We start from the raw sequence: 19,282 nt of genomic DNA on the forward strand, positions 1-19,282 counted from the left end.
GTCACTGGAGACGACATGACCAAGACCCCGACGCGGTCGAGAAGACTGGCCAGTGTGCTCATGGCCGGCTTCGGCGCGACACTCATGTTCCTGACCGCCCCCGCCCCCGCCCTCGCCCAGTCGTCCGCCGAGACGTCAGCCGCCTCGTACGCGCCGGTGAAGCCCGGGGCGAAGGGCGGTACCAGTGACTTCCGCGGGGTGAACTGGGCGGACCCGCGGGACAACTACGCCAGTGACGCCGTGGTCCCCAGCGGGCTGTCGGTGACCGACGACTACCGCACCGTGTACCGCACCACGGGTCGCATGGTGCGCGGCTTCAAGAAGAACCTGGGCGCCAACACCCTGAGACTGCCGATCAACCCGGCAACCGTCGGCACCAACTGGTGGAAGTCCTACCGGGCGACGATCGACGCGGCCACGGCCCACGGCGACAAGGTCATCGTCAGCTACTGGGAGGCCAACACCAGCAAGGACGGCCTGGTCGACGACACGGCCGCCTGGAAGAAGATGTGGAACACCGTGGTGCGGGAGTACAAGCACAACCCACGGGTCTACTTCGAGCCCATGAACGAGCCGCACGGCTACACCCTGGACCAGTGGGTGTCCGTCACCAGTGGCTGGCTGGCCCAGCACAAGGACGTCCCGCGCGGCCGTGTCGTGATCAGCGGTACCGGCTACAACGACAACGTCACCGGTGTCGGCGCGGCCCGCGAACTGCGGGGAACGCTGCTGTCGCTGCACTTCTACGGCTTCTGGGCCAGCCACACCCAGCAGGCGGACTGGGTCGCCGACCTCGAAGCCCGGATCGGCGAGTACGCCGGCCGGACCATCATCGACGAGGCCGGCTCCCCGATGACCACCGGACTGAACTACGGCGCGTGGAACGGCAACATCTACACCTCGTACCTCGCGGCAGTGACCAACACCGCCCGCAGCAAGGGGATGGGGCTGGTGTACTGGCCGGGCCTGAGGTTCGGCGACGCCTACTCGATCGAGTCGCTGGACTCCGAGGGCAACCTGGTGGACAACAACGCCAGCGGAGTCGCGCAGCTGCGCTGGGGCTACGGCTTCGGCAAGACCCCGCCGGTCAACGACCTGCCGCCCGCGCCTCCCGGTGAGGTCCTGCGCGGAGTGGGCTCCAACCGCTGCGTCGACGTGCCCGGCTTCAGCACGACCAACGGCACCCAACTCGACCTCTGGGACTGCAACGACGGCGGCAACCAGTCCTGGAACTGGAACGCGGAGAAACAACTCACCGTCTACGGCAACAAGTGCATGACGGTGGGGGGCACCGGAGCCACGGCGGGAGACCCCGTGGTCATCTCCGACTGCACCGGCGCGGCGGCCCAGCAGTGGAACGTGAACGCGGACCTCACCGTGACCAGCGTCGCGAACCCGGAGCTCTGCCTGGATGCAGCCGGAGGAGGCACCGGCAACGGCACGGCGGTCGATGTCTGGTTCTGCAACGGAAGCAGCAACCAGCAGTGGACCAGAAGCTGATGTAGGCACCTGGTCCCCTAGACCACTGATCCGACACTGATCCGACACTGATCCGAACCGTACGGGCCCGGCGAGTACCCTCGCCGGGCCCGTACGGGTTTCAGCGCCGCCGCGCTTCGCCTTCCGGCGCGGGCGGCGGCGCTCCGGTGCTCGCGCGGACCACCAGCCGGGTCGGGACCAAGGTCTTGTCGACCGTGTCGGGACCGGTGCGGCCGATCTTGCTCAGCAGCTTCTGAAGACTGAGCCGGCCGACCGCGGCGAAGTCCTGCCGCACGGTGGTCAGCGGTGGCCAGAAGGCATGGGTCTCCTCCATGTCGTCGAACCCCACCACGCTGATGTCGTCGGGAATCCGGCGGCCGAGTTCGTGCAGGGCACGCAGGACACCGAGCGCCATATGGTCGTTGGCGGCGAAGATCGCCGTGACCTCCGGCCTTCGCCCCAGAGCCAACCCGTGCTGATATCCGGACCGGGTCGTCCAGTCGCCGTACAGCACCGGGGGCGGGGCGACGCCGGCATCCCGCAGGGTGCGCCGCCAGGACTCGACCCGATGGGCCGCGGAGAACGAGGTCGGGGGGCCGGCGATGTGCCACACCTGCCGGTGGCCGAGTTCCAGCAGGTGCTCCGTCGCCTGACGAGCGCCCTGTGCCTGATCGGTGTCCACCACCGTGTAACCGGGACCGGTGCCGGAGTCGACCACCACCATCGGAACCCCTGGTGGCAGGCTGAACTCCGCGGTGTCCAGGAGATGCGCCTCGAAGACGAGGATCACTCCGTCGACGGCTGCCTCGCTGAGTCGGTCGTAGGCACCGAAGACCTTGCCCATGGTCGGGTCCGGCACGGGGATGAGGGTGACGGCGTACTTGGCGCGTGCGGCTTCCTGGGCTATGGCGTCGAGCGTGCGCGTGTTTCCGAACGTCCTGAGCGTGAAGGTGATGACACCGATCGTGTTGAACCGCCCGCTCTTGAGCGCGCGTGCGGCTCCGTTCGGCCGGTAGCCCAGCGCCCGCATCGACTCGACGACCCGCTGCCTGGTCGCCGGGTCGACGTTGGTGTGGCCGTTGGACACGCGCGAAACCGTCTGCGGCGCGACACCGGCGTGACGGGCGACATCCGCCATCGACGGCCTGGACCGTCCGGACATGGTCTCGTCCCCCATCGCCATGATCCCTTGCTTCCCCCGTTCCTCGGGCCCTGACAACAGCCTAGGCCCCCTTCCCGGGCGTCTGAGGCCCCGCGACTGTCGGCCATCGGCGCCGCACGGGTGATCTTGGCCAACCGCGCCCCCCGGGACACCGTGGCTCCGGGGACCCACGGCGAGCAGGTCTTCGCCGTCCCTCCCTGGCGCCGGAGGACGCGGTGCACTGCTGCGGGACCGGACCACTGCCGTACGCCCGGAGTTCCAGGTCACCGACGGCAACCGCGCCCAGGTCCTCCGGCGGCGCGCCGACCTGGACGGGCTGCCGCAGTGTGAGTCGACGCCTCGTGCTGCGCCTGGCGGTGAATGTGCCGGGACACGGCGTCCTTCGCGGCGACGGGGCTCGCTTCATGATCGCCTCGGCGTCGGCCGGGCTTGTCTTTCCGGGACCCGGTCGGGAGGTAGGTGGGACACAAGCATCGGCAAAGACCGGCAAGGGCCGAGAAGAGGTGAGGTGCGGTGCAGCGTCTGACCTGGTGGAACGGCCAAGATGAGCATGGATCGGCAAAGGCCGCCAAGATCCCCGAAGGACTCATAATCCGTCGGCCGTGGCTTCGAGTCCCCCGCCCCACCGAAGCCTCTCGGCGCAGGAACGTTCTCACCTGCGGAACCGCGTCGGCCCCTCCGTGGAGGCGGGCGGGACCAGGCACGGGCCGTAGCGCGTCACGGCCGGGGCCGCTCCATGCCGTGGTGGCCGGAACCTAGTCCTGGTCCAGGCGTCCGTGGGTCGTGGCCAGCGGGCTGGGGACCTCTGGTGCTCGGGCTTCCGAGCGGCTTGTGGGTGCTGGTTGAGGGCGCAGTTGTACACCCGGATCGTGGTGCATGGATCGTCGCACGTGAAGCGGCTGCTTCGCCGCGCTGTCCGGGCGGCATGGCTCAGCCGCGTCCTTGGCCGCCATGACGTCGGCGACGCGGTAGACCGGGCGCTTGGGTGAGCCGCCGCAGTGGGCGAGGACACCACGGCGGACCCAGTCGCGGATGGTGGCTGGCTGTACGTCACAGGCGAGGGCTGCCAGGGAAGTCGTGAGCGTGCCGGGGGATGGGATGAGGTACCACCATGCCCTCAGCTTGGCTCAGCTGCTGCGCAGCGCGGGGAGCGTCGGATCAGGCTCGCCGTGCGGGGAGCGGACGGTGAGGATGTGCTTGATGCCGTAGGTGGAGCCGCCGAGTTCCCGGTCGGTCTTGTGGTGGTGTTGCCCCACCTTGATGGCCATCTCGACGACTGTGGGGACAGTTCGATGCTGGTTGCCGCCGTCGCCGGGGTCTCTGGTAGGTAAAGTCTGCCCGACCGAGCGTCTATTCGGTCGCAGTGCTGGGGTAGCAGTGGGGTGGAAGCCATCGGGGGCGAGGCTCCCCGACGTTGGCGCCTCGCGGGGTGGGCGTGGCCTGAGTGAAGGGCATAGTGCAATGTCCAGTAATCCATCGCCCTCAAGGGGCGAGGAGATTTCTCTGCTGACTTCCCTTTATCAAGCTGAACGCGCCGACACTGCAGCGGTGTTCACCAACACTCTCGCGATACTCGGTTTCGCCTTGACTTATATGGCGGCCATATCTGCATACACGAGTGCAGCCAGCCCCCTTAACGGTAGCGTTCTTGCGTTCGCCCCCACTCCCGCATGTGCGCTTGTCGCTTACCATCAAGTTATGGTCGGGATGAATGGAGCAAGATCACATGCGGCGCTCCTGGTAGAGCGAAGGCTGGCGCAACTTGTGGCCATGGACCCTTCCCTGATTCAAAGTGTCCCGGTGCGGAAGAGCCTCACATGCCCGAGGAGGCCTTCGGGGGCGTTCCGATTTGGCGTAACTGTCGGTGAGGAATTCCTTGATCCTGGCGCCTGTTCGTGGGGGCGCTACACGGCCAATATGTTAATCTATGGCTCCATTCTGGCTATCGCCATAGCTTTCTCGGTTCATATTCTGTGGCTCTCTTTTCGTAACGCAGGCGGAGTTTTCAGCTATGTGGGATGTTTTCTTTGTGTGGTTCTCATTCTGTCAATAGCGTGGAACATGTGGTTGAATTTGAAGCGCCCGGAAGTGCATTGTTAGGGTGATTCCGATAAGGCGTGGTTGTGGGACGCGCCTCGCCCGTCTCGCCTTAAGGCGATCTGGCGGCACGGGCCGCACCAGGCGGCCGTCGAGAGCCGTGCCCTGGCTCCGGAAGGTGGTCAGAGGGCGGCCGTGACGGGCTCGACGCCCGCGGCTTCGGCGTCGCTGAGGGCGGCGAGGTACCGCTCGGCGTCGAGGGCCGCCGCGCAGCCGGAGCCCGCGGCGGTGATGGCCTGCCGGTAGGTGTGGTCGACCACGTCACCGGCGCCGAAGACGCCGGGGATGTTCGTGCGCGTGGAGGGGGAGGCGACCTTGAGGTGGCCCTCGCCGTCCAGGTCGAGTTGGCCGGTGACCAGTTCGGTGCGCGGGTCGTGGCCGATGGCGACGAAGAGTCCGGTGGCCGGGAGGCCGGAGGTCTCGCCGGTGACGGTGTCGCGCAGGGTGAGCCCGGCGAGCTTGCCGCCGTCCTCGTGGATCTCGGCGACCTCGCTGTTCCAGACGAAGGAGATCTTCGGGTCGGCGAAGGCGCGCTCCTGCATGGTCCTGGAGGCCCGCAGCGTGTCGCGGCGGTGGACGACGGTCACGGACCTGGCGAAGCGGGAGAGGAAGGTGGCCTCCTCCATCGCCGTGTCACCCCCGCCGACCACCACGATGTCGTGCTCGCGGAAGAAGAAGCCGTCGCAGGTCGCGCAGTACGACACCCCCCGGCCGGAAAGGGCGGCTTCGCCGGGCAGACCCAGCGTGCGGTGCTGCGAGCCCGTCGCCACGATGACGGCCTTCGCCCGGTGGACCGTACCCGCGCTGTCCGTCACGGTCTTGACCGCACCCGTGAGGTCGACCTCGACGATGTCGTCGGGGACGAGTTCGGCGCCGAAGCGTTCGGCCTGGGCCCGCATGTCGTCCATCAGGTCCGGGCCCATGACGCCGTCACGGAAGCCGGGGAAGTTCTCCACCTCGGTCGTCTGCACCAGCGCGCCGCCGGCCGTGACCGCGCCCTCGAAGACCAGCGGCTTCAGCGAGGCGCGGGCGGTGTAGAGGGCGGCGGTGTATCCGGCGGGGCCGGAGCCGACGACGATGACGTCGCGTATCTCCGTGCCAGTGTCAGTGCCAGTGCCAGTGCCAGTGCCGGTGCCGGTGCTCATGCCTGGGGCTCCGGCGCGATCTCCTTGATCAGGCCCTCGACCAGCACCTTGATCTCGTCACGGATCGGACGCACGGCCTCGACGCCCTGGCCCGCCGGGTCCTCCAGCTGCCAGTCCAGGTACCGCTTGCCCGGGAAGACGGGGCAGGTGTCGCCGCAGCCCATGGTGATGCAGACGTCGGACTCCTTGACGGCGTCGACGGTGAGCAGCTTCGGGACCTCGGCGGAGATGTCGATGCCGACCTCGGCCATGGCCTCGACGGCGGCCGGGTTGACGCCCGCGCCCGGGTTGGAGCCGGCGGAGCGGACCTCGACGCGGTCCCCGGCCAGGTGGGTCAGCCATGCGGCGGCCATCTGGGAACGGCCGGCGTTGTGGACGCAGACGAACAGCACGGAGGGCTTGTCGGACATCGGAGGCTCTCTCTTGTCTCACGACGGCATCAGGTGCGAATGATGTCAGCACCCAGTGGTGTCAGCCACCACTGATGTGACAGTATCAGCACATGATGACGTCAGTCGACACTGATCTGATCCGGGTTCTGGCCGACCCGCTCAGGCTCCGGATCGTGACCCTGCTCGCCGAAGAGACGCTGTGCACCACCCACCTCGTGGAGGAGACCGGTGCCCGGCAGACGAACCTCTCCAACCACCTGAGAGTGCTGCGCGAGGCCGGGGTCGTGGAGACGGAGCCGTGCGGCCGGTTCACCTACTACCGGCTCAAGCCCGACGTCATCGCCTCCCTCGCGGGCCAGTTCGCCGACCTGGCCGAGTCCGCCCGCACCGCCGCCGACAACAAGCGGTCCTGCCCCTGACCCCTTGCTACCCCCGGCAACCGCACCAAGGAGTCCTTGTTGACCACCACGCACGAGTCCGCCGCGGAGTCGGCCGTACCTTCCGCCGCGCCGCAGCCCGCTCCGGGCGCCACTCCGCCGCGTAGGCCGCTGGCGGCCCGCGCCGCCGCCGAACTGGTCGGCACCGCGGCCCTGGTCGCGGTGGTGATCGGCTCCGGTATCCAGGCCACGGAGCTCACGAAGGACGTCGGGGTGCAGTTGCTTGCCAACTCGCTGGCGACCGTCTTCGGCCTCGGTGTCCTGATCCTCCTGCTCGGGCCGGTCTCCGGCGCGCATTTCAACCCCGTGGTCACGCTGGCCGAGTGGTGGACGGGCCGACGCGGCGGGGCCGGGGTGACGATCCGCGAGGCGGCGGTCTACGTCCCCGCGCAGATCGCCGGTGCGATCGCGGGCGCGATCCTGGCGGACGCGATGTTCGGCGAGCCGCTGGTGGAGTGGTCCACGCACGACCGGTCCGCCGGGCACCTGCTGCTGGGCGAGGTCGTCGCCACCGCCGGCCTGATCCTGCTGATCTTCGGCCTGGCCCGCACCGACCAGCTGCGGTTCGCCCCCGTGGCCGTCGCCTCCTACATCGGCGCCGCGTACTGGTTCACCTCGTCGACGTCCTTCGCCAACCCGGCGGTGACCATCGGCCGCACCTTCAGCGACACGTTCGCGGGCATCGCGCCCGGCTCGGTCCCGGGCTTCATCGGCATGCAGCTGGTCGGTGGTGTGGTCGGACTGGGGCTGGTGGCCCTCATCTTCACGCCCGACAGGGAAGCCGGCGAGTGACACACACCGCGCGGGTGGTGGTGATCGGCGGCCAGGCAGGGCTCGCCGCCGGCTACCACCTGCGCCGTCCGGGCCTCGACTTCGTCATCCTCGACGCCCGGACCGCGGCGGGTGGGGCCTGGCAGCAGACCTGGGACTCCCCGCACCTGTTCTCCCCGGCCGCCCCTTCCTCGCTGCCCGGCCGTCCCATGCTTCCGCGGACCGGCCAGGAGTACCCCGACGCGCAGCACGGGGTGGAGTACCTCGCCGAGTACGAGAAGCGGTACGAGCTTGCCGTCGAGCGGCCGGTACGCGTGCTCGTTTGTCCACCGCGACGGCGGGCTCCTGCGGGTGGAGACCGACTCCGGCACCTGGCGCGCCCGGGCCGTGATCAGCGCGACCGGCACCCGGTGGCGCCCTTTCCTCCCCGCCGTCCCCGGCCGAGGGGATATCGCCGGCCGGCAGCTGCACACCGTCGATGGCTGCACACCGTCGATGAGTGACGGTCACGGCGCTGTGGGCGTACGTCCGGCCGCACCGGTGGGCCGGAACGGGCGCGGCCGATAGGACGCCATGTGGTCCCGGTCGGTCAGTCGGCGCCGAGGGGAATCCGCAGCCGCACCCGGTAGCCGCCCTCCGTGGTCGGGCCCGCCTCCAGGGTGCCGCGCAGGATGTCGGCCCGTTCCCGCAGGCCGACCAGACCGTGTTGTGATCCGGGCAGGGGCAGGGAGGGACGTGTGGGCGGGGTGTTGGCGACGGTCACTCCGACGTCGTCGCCGTCCTGCCACAGTTCGACGCGGGCCGTGGCGCCGGGGGCGTGCTTGCGGACGTTCGTCAGCGCCTCCTGGACCGTGCGGTAGAGGGCGCGTTGGGCCGGTGTGCCCACGGTGGTCGGGAGTTCACCCGTCAACTGTGCGTGGGTGCCGCTGGACTCCACCAGTTCGTGCAGGTCGGCGAGTGTGGGCTGAGGCGTCAGCTCGGTGGCTCGGCCGCCGGAGGCGCGCAGCAGCGTGACCATGGTGCGCAGTTCGTCGAGTGTGGTGACGCTCAGCGAACGGATCGTGCGTGCGGCCTCCTTGGCGTCCAGGTCCTTGGCGGCGACCTGCATGGCTCCGGCCTGTACGGCGATCAGGCTGACCTGGTGGGAGACCACGTCGTGCATCTCGCGGGCCAGCTGGGCGCGTTCGCGGGCGAGGACGGCCTGGGCGTGCAAGACCCGCTCGTGTTCCCTGGCCTCCTCGATCTCGACCAGCCGTCGCGCCAAGTCCCGTCGCGCCTGGAGAAGTTGTGCGATGAGGACCGGTGCGGCGGCGGTCGCCAGGCTGTACACGAAGGTGACCAGCGTCATGGTCCGGCCGACCTCGGTGAGGCCGGCCAGGGGCCACGGAGTGCTGTTGGCGACGGCGACCAGGGCGACGCACACCCCGAGGAGAGGGCGGTTGCGGGAACGCTCGGCCAGCGTGAACAGCGCCGCGAGCGGAGCGACGGCGACGGGCTGCGTCAGCGCGATGGGCAGGGTGAGCAGGAACACGCCGAGCGGAAATCGGCGCCGGAAGGCCAGCGCGGCGCAGCCGAGGGTGGCCAGTGCGACACCGAGGCGCGTGTCGTCCAAGAGGTTCAGCCACACGTCCACGGCCGCCGCGATCACCAGGACGAGGTCGACGGCCGGCGCGGGCACACGCTCCCACAGCGCGCGGGCGCGATTCATCGCCCGGCCTGCGACCGCGGGCGCTCATCGAGCAGTCCGGCCCGCTGCGCCAGCAGCGCGGCCCGTACCCGGCTCGTCACCCGAAGCTTCGTCAGGATGGCGCTGACGTGGTCCTTGACTGTTCCGGCACCCAGGTGGACGCGCGCCCCGATGTCGGCGTTCGACAGCCCCTCCGCCACCAGGACGAGGACGTCGCGCTCCCGGGGGGTGAGCAGCCGGACCCGGGCGGCCTCCTCGTCGACGGCGGCCTCGGTGCCGGGGTGGCTGTGCAGCAGGCTCCGCGACGCCTTGGGGGAGAGCACCACGCCGCCCGCGGCGAGGGTGCGTACCAGGGGGGCGAGTTGCTCCGGCTCGGTGTCCTTGAGCAGGAAGCCGGCCGCACCGTGGTGCAGCGCGGTCAGGATGTACTCGTCGGCGTCGAACGTCGTCAGCATCGCCACCACCGGCGGATCCGGCATCGTCCGCAGCTCGCGCAACACGGTGAGCCCGTCGACGTCCGGCATCCGGATGTCCAGCAGCACCACGTCCGGCCGCTCCCGGCGCACGGCTTCCACGGCTTCGCCGCCGCTCGCGGTCGCGACCACCTCGATGTCCTCCGACGCGCCCAGAATGAGTCGGAAGCCCGAGCGGACCAGTGCCTCGTCGTCCACCACCACTACCCGGATCACGCGCGCTCCGCCTCACCTTCGTCCCTGCCGTCGTCCGGCTGTGCCGACTCGAAGACTAAAGCCAAGCGGAGCGTCGGCGGCCCGTCGAGCGGCAGCTCCCGCCACACGGCGGGGTGGCACCCACCGGTCGGCAGGGGCACCGCGGCCGACCGCGATCGCCCGGCGCGTGCGATGAGAGGGGGGCTCGCGGCGATGGCGACGGATGCGGCGACGGCACATACGTACACGGAGGCGGGGATGGCACATACGTACCTGGAATACGTACTCCTACTGATGTGCCCCTGACACCCGTGCCGTTTCATGGCGTTCATGACGACACCGGGCATGAAAGCGCAGATGCCGAAGAACGTCAGGCTGGCGGTGGTCGGGATATGGGTCCAGGGCGTGCTGAACCTGGCGGCCGGCGCCCTGTTGCTGGCCGTGGTGAACGACGCGGCGGACCACGGTCAGGACGAGGGGGCCGGGCTGCTCCGGTTCGTGGCGGTGCTGTCGCTGCTGATCGCGGGTGCTCTGATCCTGTGCGGCGCCTTCGCGGGCAAGCGGTCGAACGGGGTACGTGTCACGGTCATCGTCATCGAGGCGCTGAGCCTGCTGAGCGGTCTGCTGGGCCTGTTCCAGGGGGGTGGCGTCTCGGTTCTTCCGGGCATCGTCTTCGCCCTCGTCGTGCTGCGGAGCTTCGGTTCCGCGGAAGCCAGGAACTGGTTCGACCGGTGAGGTACCCCGGCATCGACGACGTCCGCCGCTCTCCCACACCCTGAGCCTCTTCCGCGGGGCCGGGCGCGCGCTGACCTTCACCACATCAACAGGCCCTGCCCCAAGGACAGTCGGGCAGGGCCGCCCGACCTCATCATGGGGGAATCACATGCGTACACGCGCTGCGGCCACCGTCATTTCCGGCGCCCTCGTCCTCTCGGCGCTCGTCCTTCCGAGTGCCGCCCAGGCGGCGGAGCACCGTGGGGCGGCGACGGATCTCAGAGCCCTCGCCTCGAAGAACGTCCAGCCGCAGGACGCCGTGGGCGGCACCACCTTCAAGAACGGGGTCGTCAACAAGGGCAAGGACATCGTTCTCGGTGTGACGGGCAAGAAGGCCGTTCCCGTCACGTTCACCGCCTTCGACGAGGAAGGCGTGGCCATCACCCAGGCCTTCCTGTGGCAGGGCACCGACAGTTCGAGCACGGACACCATCACCGGCGCCCTGGAGTCGGACGAGTACCCCACCTGCACGGAGACGCCGGTCCAGGGCGGCTACAGCTACAGCTGCCGGACGGTCTTCACCATCGATCCCGCGGTCGCCTTCAAGGACGGCAACGGCACCGCGGGGACCTGGAAACTCTTCCTGGGCGCCTACGACCTCTACGCGAACGCCAGTTACGACGACGACGTCGCCAGGACCAAGATCAAGCGTGCCGCCCAGCTGACCGCCAACGCCTCCCCGGAGCCGGTGAAGAAGGGCAAGACCATCACGGTCACCGGCAAGCTGAGCCGCGCCAACTGGTCCACGGGCAAGTACGCCGGATACGCGACCCAGCCGGTGCGGTTGCAGTTCCGCAAGAAGGGCAGCAGCACCTACACGACCCTCAAGACCGTCAAGACCAGCGGCACCGGCGCCTTGAGCACCACCACCAAGGCCGGATCCGACGGCTACTACCGCTTCGTCTTCGCCGGCACCACCACGACCGGCTCAGCGACGGCGCCCGGCGACTTCGTCGACGTCAGGTAGGCGGCTTCCCGGCCGAGACCGCGGTGGCCGGTGCGCCGAGGCTCACCGATCACCGCCGAGGTCACCCCGGCCACGGTCGGTCCCGCTCCGCGCGGGCGTCCCCGAAACGGATCGCGGCGCGGCGGCGGGCCATCAGCGTGGCCAATGCGGTACGCGAGGAGACCCCGGTCTTGCGGAAGGTGCGCGAGACATGGGTCTCGACGGTGCGCCGGCTGACGTAGAGCCGGTCCGCTATGGCCTGGCTGGTGAGCCCCTGCGCCACCAGTTCGGCTATCTCCAGCTCCCTGGCGGTCAGGCCGGCCAGCCGTTCGGTGAGTTCGGCGCGGTCCGGGGAACCGTACGGAGCCTCGGAGCCGTCACCGGGCGGACGGGTGGCGTCGGCGAGGCCGACCAGCATCCCGCTGCCGCCCGCCTCGGCGAGTCGGCGCCCCCTGAGCCAGGCGTGCGCGCCGCTCCGGCCGCGGCCCGCCGCCGCCTCCAGCGGGGCGCCCAGCAGCAGGGAGTGGGCCTCCCAGAAGACCGCGCCGCAGCGGGCGCTCTCCACCGCGGCCTCCGCGAACAGGTCCGCCGCCGCTGCCGTGTCCCCCTCCGCCAGCGGCAGATGGGCGGTGCTGCGCAGCGCGGAGGCCCGCTGCATCGGCAGCCCCAGTTGTTCCGCCTCCTTACGGGCCCGCTCGGCCCAGCTCCGGGCCTCCTCGGGCCTGCCCGTCAGCAGGGCGGACGTGACCAGGATCTCCAGGTAGAGCGGCCGCATCGAGGGCTGCATCCGCTGCAGTTCGGGGCCGCCCGCCCGGAGCATCGCGTCCCGGGCGCGGACCGGATCGCCGGCCATGAGCGCGGCCCAGCCGAAGATGCACCAGGCCGTGGAGGCCCACCAGTCGACCCCGTTGCCGGCCGCGGCCACCGCCTCCTCGGCGACGGCGAGGGGGCGCGGATCGCCCGGCGGACAGCCGGCGACGAGCGCCGCGGCCTTGCTCGCCAGGACGAACGCGAGCAACTGGTCGCTGCCGATCCCGCGGGCGATGTCCTCGGCCCGGTCGGCGAGTTCCAGCGCCGAGGGGATCCGGCAGGTCTGGACCCGGACATGGGACAGGCACAGCAGCAGATGGGGCACGACATACAGCTGACCGCTGCGGCGGGCGATGTCGAGGCCGCGCTCGGCGTGCCGCTCCGCGTCCGGGTAGTGCTCCAGGAACGCCTCCGCCCAGCCGAGCCGGGCCAGTGGTTCGCACAGCGCGGTGAGGTCGTTGTCGGGCAGGGAGTCGACCAGGGCGGCGGCCTGCCGGGCGAGCCGGTGCGCCGCGGTCATGTTGCCCTCGTACGCCTCGCCCAGGGCGGCGACGGCGAGGACACCCGCCTCCCCGACCTCGTCCCCCGTGGCGCGGGCCGCCGCGAGGGCCGCCTCGACCTCGGCGCGCACCTGGGCGTACGAGGTGTCGCTGTCCAGGGGCGCGGCCGAGCCGAGCTCCAGGCCGAGCCGGACGACGTGGCCCGGTGCGGGGCCGCGGGCCAGCTCGCGGCGCAGCAGCGCGACGGCCTCGGTGGAGCGTCCCAGATGACGCTCCACCAGCGCGCACAGGACGACCGCGCGCACTCTGAGGCCCTGGTCCTCGGCGGTGACCGGGCCACCGGGCGACCGCTGCGGGGTGGCGATCAGCTCCTGGAGCAGGTCGCGGCTCTCGCGCAGGCCACCGCACGCGGCCAGTGCGCGGGCCCGCCTCAGGACCAACTCGCGCCGCCGGGGAGCGTGTTCGGGCGTGTCCGGCAGATGGCGGAGGGCCACGTCGAGCCAGTGGGCGCAGCTCGCCGGGGCCGTCCGGGCGGTGCGCGCGGCGGCCTCGTCCAGCACGGCCACCGCTGCCGGGTCCCAGCCGGTCAGCGCCTGTTCCACATGGTGGGCCCGCTCGGCGGCCGAGGCGCCGACGCGGGCCAGTTCCCGCGCGGCCAGTCCGTGGATCTCGACGCGCCGCAAGAAGGGCGTGCTTTCGTGGACGAGGGTGCGCACGACCGGATGCCGCAGGGTCAACAGGCCTTGCGGTGCCGGGCGCAGCAGGTCACGGCGGGTGAGAGCGTGGACGTCGTCGGTGAACGCGGTACCGGAGCGGCCGGTCACCCGGCTCACCATCGCCGGGGTGGCGTGCTCGCCCAGGACCGCCACGGCCTCGACGATGGCGCGCCGGGAGGGGGCGAGCACGGTGAGTTCGTCCAGCAGCAGGGTGCCGAGGCCGGGCGGCGCCGACGACTCGGGCGTCGTCCTCTCGCGGTGGGCCTGAAGCAGGGTCAGGAAGTAGAACGGGTTGCCCTCGCTCGCGGCGTGCAGCGCGGCCGCCTCGGCGGGTGGCAGGTCGGGGCCGGCCAGTTCGGCGCAGTCGTCCGCGCTCAGCGGTCTCAGGCCGAGTCTGACGACCGTGCCGGCGTCGAGTCCTCGGGTGAGCCCGGCGGCGAGGGACTCGGGGCTCTGGCGGTCACGGCGGGTCACGGCCAGGACGACGGGGGCGTGCACGGGATGGCGTACGAGATGGTCCAGCAGCTCCAGCGACGCCGGGTCCGCCCAGTGCAGGTCGTCGAGGGCCAGCAGCAGCCCGGACGGGGCGGCGAGCCGGGCGAGCAGGGCGGCCGTGGACCGGTGCAGTCCGAAACGGTCGACCGCGCCGCTCCGCTGAAGGAGGGGCGCCACGGCGTCGGTCTCCTGGAAACCGTCCAGGGCGTGCGGGTCGAGGTGGGCGAGCGCGTCGGTGAACACCTGGAACGGCACCCGCCGCTCGTACTCCGTGGCCCTGCCGCGCAGTACCGTCATGCCGCGGCGGGCTGCCCGTGCGCAGACCTCGCCGAGCAGCCGGCTCTTGCCGATGCCTGCCTCACCGGTGATGTCGACGAGCCGGGAACGGCCGTCGTCGTGGAACTCCTCGCCCCCGGCCGGGCCGCGCGCGTCGCCTGCCGCACGGTCGAGCAGTGTGTCGAACCGGGCCAGTTCGACGGAGCGGCCCAGCAGCGGAGCCCCCTGGCCACGGTCCCCAACTACCCCGTCCGCTCCCACAGTTGCCCCCTCGCCTTTACATTCCCCCCACAGGTCATTCTCTCCTGCTGATCGTCGTAACCGCCGCGCCGGCGAACCGGAACGGAGGGATGCCCTCTCGGCGTCATCGAGGTCGGTGCCGCTGGTGCCGCTCGTGCCGCGACGACGGCTGTCGGGCCGCTTGATGCGCGGCCCCCGCGATTACCATGAATCATCCATGGAAGATGGTTCTTCGGAAGACGAGTGATGGCTGACCTGAAGCGGCTGTACCGGGAGTTGGTCTCGCTGGAGATCGAGCTGTGGGGTGGCATCGAGGAGCGGTTGCGGGCCGAGTACGACCTGCCGCTGACCTCGTTCGAGGTGCTGCACCTGCTGCTGCGTCGTCCGGGGCGGCGGATCCAGGACATCGCGGAGGAGTTCTCCATCACGGTGGGCGGCACGAGCAAGGTGGTCGACCGTCTGGAGGCGGCGGGCCTGTGTGCGCGGCGGGCCAATCCGAACGACCGGCGTTCCTCGATCGTCGAGCTGACGCCCCAGGGGCGGAAGCTGGCGGACGGAGCGCTGAAGGTCTTCGAGGACGAGTTGGAGCTGCGGATCGGGTCGGTCATTCCCGAGCGGTCCGTGCGCGAGATGACGGAGGTGCTCGGCACGCTGCGCGCAGCCGGGCGGGCGCTGGAGGCGGAGCGGAAGGCCGCCGGGCAGAGGCCGGTGGCGGGCATGCGGGCGCCGAAGCAGCCCGGCCGGCCGGCGTCGTGAGCCGCGACGGCTCACGGGTCAGTCGGCGATGCCGTCGAAGGCGATGACCTTGTCGACGCGGCCGCGGACGAGGAGGTTGCCGGGGCCGCCGTTGCGTGCCGCGTACTCCTCGGCGCGGTGGTCGCCCGTGTAGCGGGCGCCCAGGAGGCCGCCCCAGTGGAGCATGTCGTCGGGGTTGTCGGAGACTTCGGCGTGTCCTCGCAGCAGGACGAACGCGTACGGTGGCCGGTCCTCGTCGACGCAGAGGGCGAAGCGTCCGTCGCGGGCGAGGTTGCGGCCCTTGACGCCGTTCTTCTCTCCCGCCACCGCTGCTCGGTCGTCTTCCGCAGGGGGCGGTGTCTTTCGTGTGCGTACGGACCGGCTCAGGGGTGTCCGAGGCCGAGTTCGGCCTCGGACACCCCTGAGTCCTAGCCCCAGAAGGCGTCTTCGGCGGCCGGGTCGGCGGAGAAGAGCCACATCTCGGTGATCTTTCCGTTCTCGATGCGCAGGAGGTCGACGCCCTCCATGCTCATCGACGCCTTGTCGTGGCGGCCGCTGAAGTGGATGGTGGCGGCGACCAGATCGCCGTTGCCCATGAGCGTGCGGATCTTGTCGATGGCGAAGGTGCCGCCGCTCGTCTCCATCATGCCGCCGAGCATCTGGAAGACCGCGTCCCGGCCCTTGCGCTCGCCGGAGAACTGGTTGGCGCCCGGCTGGTGCCAGACGATGTCGGCGTGCAGGAGCTCGCCGAGCGTGGCCATGTCTCCCGTCTGGACGGCCTGGAAATAGGTGCGGGCGATATCGATGTTCGTGCTGGTCATGTTCCCTGCTCCACGGGTTCTCGTACGGGGGCGGTGGCTATCGGGCGAAGTCGAGGCGGTCGGCCAGGCCGGCTTCGGTGAACGCGGCCTCGATCTCGTCTCGGCCTTCCCTGAAGTGGGCCCAGCTGTCGAAGTGGGCGGGGACGACCCGGCGGGCGCCGAGCAATCGCGCGGCTTCGGCGCCCTGGGCGCTGTCGAGGGTGAGCAGGGCGCCTTCGAAGGCGAAGGCCATACGGGCGCCGCCGAGGAAGAGGATCGCGGTGTCGACGGGAGCGAACCTCTCGGCGATCTCCTTGACGTGCTCCAGCGCGGCGTTGTCACCGCTGACATGGACCGAGGGCAGGCCGACGGAGGTGAGCATGAAGCCGACGACGTCGCCGGTGACCGGTTCGCAGCCGGCCGGGCCGTGCCGGGCGGGCAGGCCGGTGACGGTCACGGTGGCGCCGTCGGGGCGCTTGAGCTCGGCGCTCTGCCAGAAGGCCAGGCCCCGCGCGTTGCCGCCCAGACGACCGGCGCCGGTGACCGTGGTGAAGACGACGGGCACCTCCGGCAGGAAGGCGCGACCGGAGGTGTCCAGGTTGTCGTCGTGCTCGTCGTGGGAGAGCAGGACGGCGAACGATGCGGCCCAGATCGGCGGCGGTCACCGGTGACGGCTCGGTCTTGACGAACTTGTGGTCGCCGGGGAGCGGCATCGGGTACTCGCCGGGCGGGTCGAAGGTGGGGTCGGTGACGAACCGGAGCCCGCCGTATTCGATCACGCTGGTGGGACCGCCGTGAACACGGACGGGGACCTTTTCGCTGGTGGCGCTGGCGCCGGACATCGGAGAACCTCCAGGCGGTGAACAGTGCGGACGCGGCCCTGCGCGGCCGGTCAGGGCGACGCCGTGCTCGGCTGCCGCCAGCCAATCATTTATATTCCAAGGAAGCAACTTCCTGAGATTATTGTTCCGGGTTGCAGAAGCATGGGGCCGCCCCGGACGCGGGCGGCCGACAGGAGGACCGAGCACCGCCGTCGAGCTGGCCCGCGAGGAACCGGCCAGGATGCCCGAGCACAAGCGCCACGGCCCTGCCCCGGGCGGAGGTCGGCACGACCGTGACCACCGCGGGCGACCAGGTCGGCCGCCGGCCGGAGGTACGCGCCCCGCTCGCCTCACGGCGCCCGCGCACCCTCGCGGAGCTGCGCGAGACCGGCATCCCCACCTTCGCCTTCGTCGGCCCGCTCCTGCCCCACTCCGCCACCCGGCCCGAACTCCTGGACCACCTGAGGTGCGCGAGGCGTACGTCCAGGCCCGCGCCAAGGAGCACCGCGCGCGTTGGCGGGGCCTGAACGCGGGCCCCAGGGTGACGGTGTTCCCACGCGGTGACGGCACCTCGGTGGGGCCGTGGCACATAAAATGGGGCCCGCTGTTCGTACGCCCTCCGATCCTGCGAGGTTCTCCGTGACCAAGCCCGTGGCCCGCGAGCCGCTGCGCCGTAATTCGCGGTCCAACCGGGCGCGCATCCTGGCCACGGCCCGTGAGGAACTGGGGCGGAACCCCGATGTCACGCTGGAGGAGCTGGCGCGGGCCGCCGGGGTCGTCCGGCGCACCCTCTTCGGTCACTTCCCGGGGCGGGCGGCGCTGTTGGAGGCGCTGGCCGAGGAAGCCGCCGAGACGTTGCGGAAAACGGTGCAGGCCGGGCCGGAGGCGGCGGAGTCGGCCGAGCGGGCGTTGGCGCGGTTCGTGCTGCGGATGTGGCCCGTGGGCGACCGCTACCGGATGCTGCTGGCGCTGGCCCGGCGGGACCTCGGCTCCGAGCGCGTCGCCGAGGTGCTCGCGCCGGCCCGTGAGGCCGCCACCGGCATCCTGGAGCGCGGGCAGCGGGACGGTGTCTTCCACCCCCAGCTGCCCCCGGCCGTGCAGAGCGCCGGCCTGGAGGCGATGTACGTCGCTCTCCTGGAGTCCGTCAACACCGGTGCGCTGGAGGACGACGGGACGCGGGTCGCCACGGCCACCCTCATCGCGGCCGGCGTGGCGGAGAAGCGGGCGGGTGCGGTGGTCGAGGAGGTCGCGTCGGCGATGCGCGCGGCCCCGACCGACGACGTCTGACCCGGCGTACCGCCCGTTCCGTACGGTTCGATCGCCGGTAGCCGTGGACCCCGACGTCGGGCCGGGCGGGCGTGTCCATGCCCTCCCTGATGGCCCCGGCCGTACGGGACTCGATGCGTGGACTCCTCCAAACGGCTTCGAGGCGAAAGGAGTTCGGGCGGGAATTCGGGGGAGTGCGGCAGGAGTCCTGGTTTCAGAAGGGACTTGAGGGCGACCCGGTCCTCCGTACGTGATCGACCTTCGCGGCGGCGGTGTCGGGGGCGACCCCGGCGGCGATCAGGGCGGCGGTCGCGGCGCCGGTGCCGTCGTCGGACCAGGTGCCCTGGTTGACGCAGTCGAGCAGGGGCAGCAGATGGGCCTCGATGGCTCGGCTGAGCGGGCCGGGCGGGACGGTGGCCTGGAAGACGCCCTGTCGGCGGCCATGGGTGAGGAGCCCGCTGACCAGGTCGCGGGCGGGGGCCAGCAGTTCGTCGACGTGGGCGGGGAGGAGGTCCTGGCCGCGGGCCAGTCGGATGAGGGTGCGGTAGCGGTCGCCGACGGGCCACACCGTGAGGACGAATCGCGCCAGGTCGGCGGCGGCGTCGGAGCTCGCGGCGGGAGCGCTGGTGACAGCGAGCCGGATCGCTTCCGCGGCCTCGGCGGCCAGGCCCTCCACGAGCGCTGCCCGGCCGGCGAAGTGGCCGTACACGGTGCGCCGGGCCACACCGGCGGCACCGGCGATGTCCTCCAGGCGGCTGTCGGGGTCGCGGGCCAGTTCCCGCCGTGCCGCCTCAAGGATCCGGGCCCGGGTGGCACGCGCGTCCCGACGCCGGGCCGGAGCCGGAGCCGGAGCGAGAGAGGGAGACGGAGTGGGAGGCGAAGACGTGTCGCGGGGCTGTGCCGGAGGAGGTGTCGGCCGAGGCCGAGGCCGCGGATGTCGCCTCGGCCCAGGCCCAGGCCCAGGCGCAGGCGCGGGCCCAGGCGTCGGCGCTGGTCGGCTGGTCACATCGGCACCTCGGGAGCGGGTGAGAGGGAGGGGGTCACCGCGATAGTTGCACATCGGTG

The 19,282-nt window shown here is 71.0% G+C and carries 18 protein-coding genes and 2 pseudogenes; 9 read left to right on the top strand and 11 right to left on the bottom strand.

Annotation, left to right across the window (positions count from 1 at the left end; genetic code table 11):
• Positions 1–15: 15 nt before the first annotated feature.
• Complete coding sequence (locus K1J60_RS30860) at positions 16–1,500, top strand: ricin-type beta-trefoil lectin domain protein (protein WP_220649067.1); 1,485 nt, start codon at positions 16–18, stop codon at positions 1,498–1,500.
• Positions 1,501–1,600: 100 nt separating this feature from the next.
• Here the strand turns inward: K1J60_RS30860 and K1J60_RS30865 are convergent, their stop codons facing one another.
• The 4 genes from K1J60_RS30865 to K1J60_RS30880 all read right to left on the bottom strand — a co-directional run bounded on the left by K1J60_RS30865 (position 1,601) and on the right by K1J60_RS30880 (position 6,293).
• The gene (locus K1J60_RS30865) at positions 1,601–2,662 is read right to left on the bottom strand and encodes a LacI family DNA-binding transcriptional regulator (RefSeq protein ID WP_220649068.1); all 1,062 of its coding nucleotides are present in this window, start codon (positions 2,660–2,662) and stop codon (positions 1,601–1,603) included.
• A gap of 1,106 nt (positions 2,663–3,768) precedes the next feature.
• On the bottom strand, positions 3,769–3,909 hold the full coding sequence (locus K1J60_RS30870) for a hypothetical protein (protein WP_220649069.1): 141 nt from the start codon (positions 3,907–3,909) through the stop codon (positions 3,769–3,771).
• Between the two features lie 951 nt (positions 3,910–4,860).
• A complete protein-coding gene (gene trxB, locus K1J60_RS30875) occupies positions 4,861–5,883 on the bottom strand; it encodes a thioredoxin-disulfide reductase (protein WP_220649070.1) in 1,023 nt (340 codons plus the stop codon).
• Positions 5,880–6,293 carry an arsenate reductase ArsC gene (locus K1J60_RS30880; protein ID WP_220649071.1) on the bottom strand — a complete coding sequence of 138 codons (414 nt, stop codon included), beginning with the start codon at positions 6,291–6,293 and terminating at the stop codon, positions 5,880–5,882. Before K1J60_RS30880 ends, trxB begins: the two co-directional genes overlap by 4 nt.
• Positions 6,294–6,385: 92 nt before the next feature.
• On the opposite strand from K1J60_RS30880, the gene K1J60_RS30885 reads away from it, so the two are divergent.
• The 3 genes and pseudogenes from K1J60_RS30885 to K1J60_RS30895 form a co-directional block, all read left to right on the top strand.
• Positions 6,386–6,694 carry an ArsR/SmtB family transcription factor gene (locus K1J60_RS30885; protein ID WP_220649072.1) on the top strand — a complete coding sequence of 103 codons (309 nt, stop codon included), beginning with the start codon at positions 6,386–6,388 and terminating at the stop codon, positions 6,692–6,694.
• Between the two features lie 39 nt (positions 6,695–6,733).
• The gene (locus K1J60_RS30890; RefSeq protein ID WP_220649073.1) at positions 6,734–7,504 is read left to right on the top strand and encodes an aquaporin; all 771 of its coding nucleotides are present in this window, start codon (positions 6,734–6,736) and stop codon (positions 7,502–7,504) included.
• Positions 7,501–8,008: pseudogene (locus tag K1J60_RS30895) on the top strand (NAD(P)-binding domain-containing protein); the annotation flags it as partial. The gene K1J60_RS30890 and the pseudogene K1J60_RS30895, both read left to right, overlap by 4 nt.
• Before the next feature lie 64 nt (positions 8,009–8,072).
• On the opposite strand, the gene K1J60_RS30900 reads toward K1J60_RS30895, so the two are convergent.
• Entirely contained in the window at positions 8,073–9,191 is a 1,119-nt protein-coding gene (locus K1J60_RS30900) for a sensor histidine kinase (RefSeq protein ID WP_220649074.1), read from the bottom strand.
• Positions 9,188–9,859: a response regulator gene (locus tag K1J60_RS30905; protein WP_220649075.1), complete on the bottom strand. Its 672-nt coding sequence runs from the start codon at positions 9,857–9,859 to the stop codon at positions 9,188–9,190. The genes K1J60_RS30900 and K1J60_RS30905 overlap by 4 nt, the downstream gene beginning before the upstream one ends.
• 324 nt (positions 9,860–10,183) lie before the next feature.
• On the opposite strand from K1J60_RS30905, the gene K1J60_RS30910 reads away from it, so the two are divergent.
• Together K1J60_RS30910 and K1J60_RS30915 are read left to right on the top strand one after the other, a co-directional pair.
• On the top strand, positions 10,184–10,573 hold the full coding sequence (locus K1J60_RS30910; protein WP_259407998.1) for a hypothetical protein: 390 nt from the start codon (positions 10,184–10,186) through the stop codon (positions 10,571–10,573).
• A 148-nt stretch (positions 10,574–10,721) separates the two neighbouring features.
• Complete coding sequence (locus K1J60_RS30915; protein ID WP_220649076.1) at positions 10,722–11,579, top strand: hypothetical protein; 858 nt, start codon at positions 10,722–10,724, stop codon at positions 11,577–11,579.
• A gap of 61 nt (positions 11,580–11,640) precedes the next feature.
• Here K1J60_RS30915 and K1J60_RS30920 read toward each other — a convergent pair whose 3' ends face one another.
• Positions 11,641–14,571, bottom strand: coding sequence for a helix-turn-helix transcriptional regulator (locus tag K1J60_RS30920; RefSeq protein ID WP_220651777.1), 2,931 nt, complete (start codon positions 14,569–14,571; stop codon positions 11,641–11,643).
• A 270-nt stretch (positions 14,572–14,841) separates the two neighbouring features.
• Here K1J60_RS30920 and K1J60_RS30925 point away from each other — a divergent pair, with 270 nt between their 5' ends.
• The gene (locus K1J60_RS30925) at positions 14,842–15,351 is read left to right on the top strand and encodes a MarR family winged helix-turn-helix transcriptional regulator (RefSeq protein WP_220649077.1); all 510 of its coding nucleotides are present in this window, start codon (positions 14,842–14,844) and stop codon (positions 15,349–15,351) included.
• A gap of 18 nt (positions 15,352–15,369) precedes the next feature.
• On the opposite strand, the gene K1J60_RS30930 is transcribed toward K1J60_RS30925, so the two are convergent.
• From K1J60_RS30930 to K1J60_RS30940, 3 genes and pseudogenes are all read right to left on the bottom strand, one after another.
• Entirely contained in the window at positions 15,370–15,717 is a 348-nt protein-coding gene (locus tag K1J60_RS30930) for a pyridoxamine 5'-phosphate oxidase family protein (protein WP_398684307.1), read from the bottom strand.
• A 41-nt stretch (positions 15,718–15,758) separates the two neighbouring features.
• Positions 15,759–16,151 (bottom strand): nuclear transport factor 2 family protein, encoded by a 393-nt coding sequence (locus K1J60_RS30935; protein ID WP_220649078.1) that lies wholly within the window; start codon positions 16,149–16,151, stop codon positions 15,759–15,761.
• A gap of 37 nt (positions 16,152–16,188) precedes the next feature.
• Positions 16,189–16,972 (bottom strand): annotated as a pseudogene (locus tag K1J60_RS30940) (MBL fold metallo-hydrolase).
• A gap of 272 nt (positions 16,973–17,244) precedes the next feature.
• Between K1J60_RS30940 and K1J60_RS30945 the strand changes: the two are divergent.
• On the top strand, positions 17,245–17,478 hold the full coding sequence (locus tag K1J60_RS30945; protein WP_259407999.1) for a hypothetical protein: 234 nt from the start codon (positions 17,245–17,247) through the stop codon (positions 17,476–17,478).
• Between the two features lie 112 nt (positions 17,479–17,590).
• Entirely contained in the window at positions 17,591–18,238 is a 648-nt protein-coding gene (locus K1J60_RS30950) for a TetR/AcrR family transcriptional regulator (protein WP_220649079.1), read from the top strand.
• Positions 18,239–18,431: 193 nt separating this feature from the next.
• On the opposite strand, the gene K1J60_RS30955 is transcribed toward K1J60_RS30950, so the two are convergent.
• On the bottom strand, positions 18,432–19,016 hold the full coding sequence (locus K1J60_RS30955; RefSeq protein ID WP_259408337.1) for a TetR/AcrR family transcriptional regulator: 585 nt from the start codon (positions 19,014–19,016) through the stop codon (positions 18,432–18,434).
• Positions 19,017–19,282 lie beyond the last annotated feature (266 nt).

The sequence above is a fragment of the Streptomyces akebiae genome (genome assembly GCF_019599145.1).
GTDB lineage: Bacteria > Actinomycetota > Actinomycetes > Streptomycetales > Streptomycetaceae > Streptomyces > Streptomyces akebiae.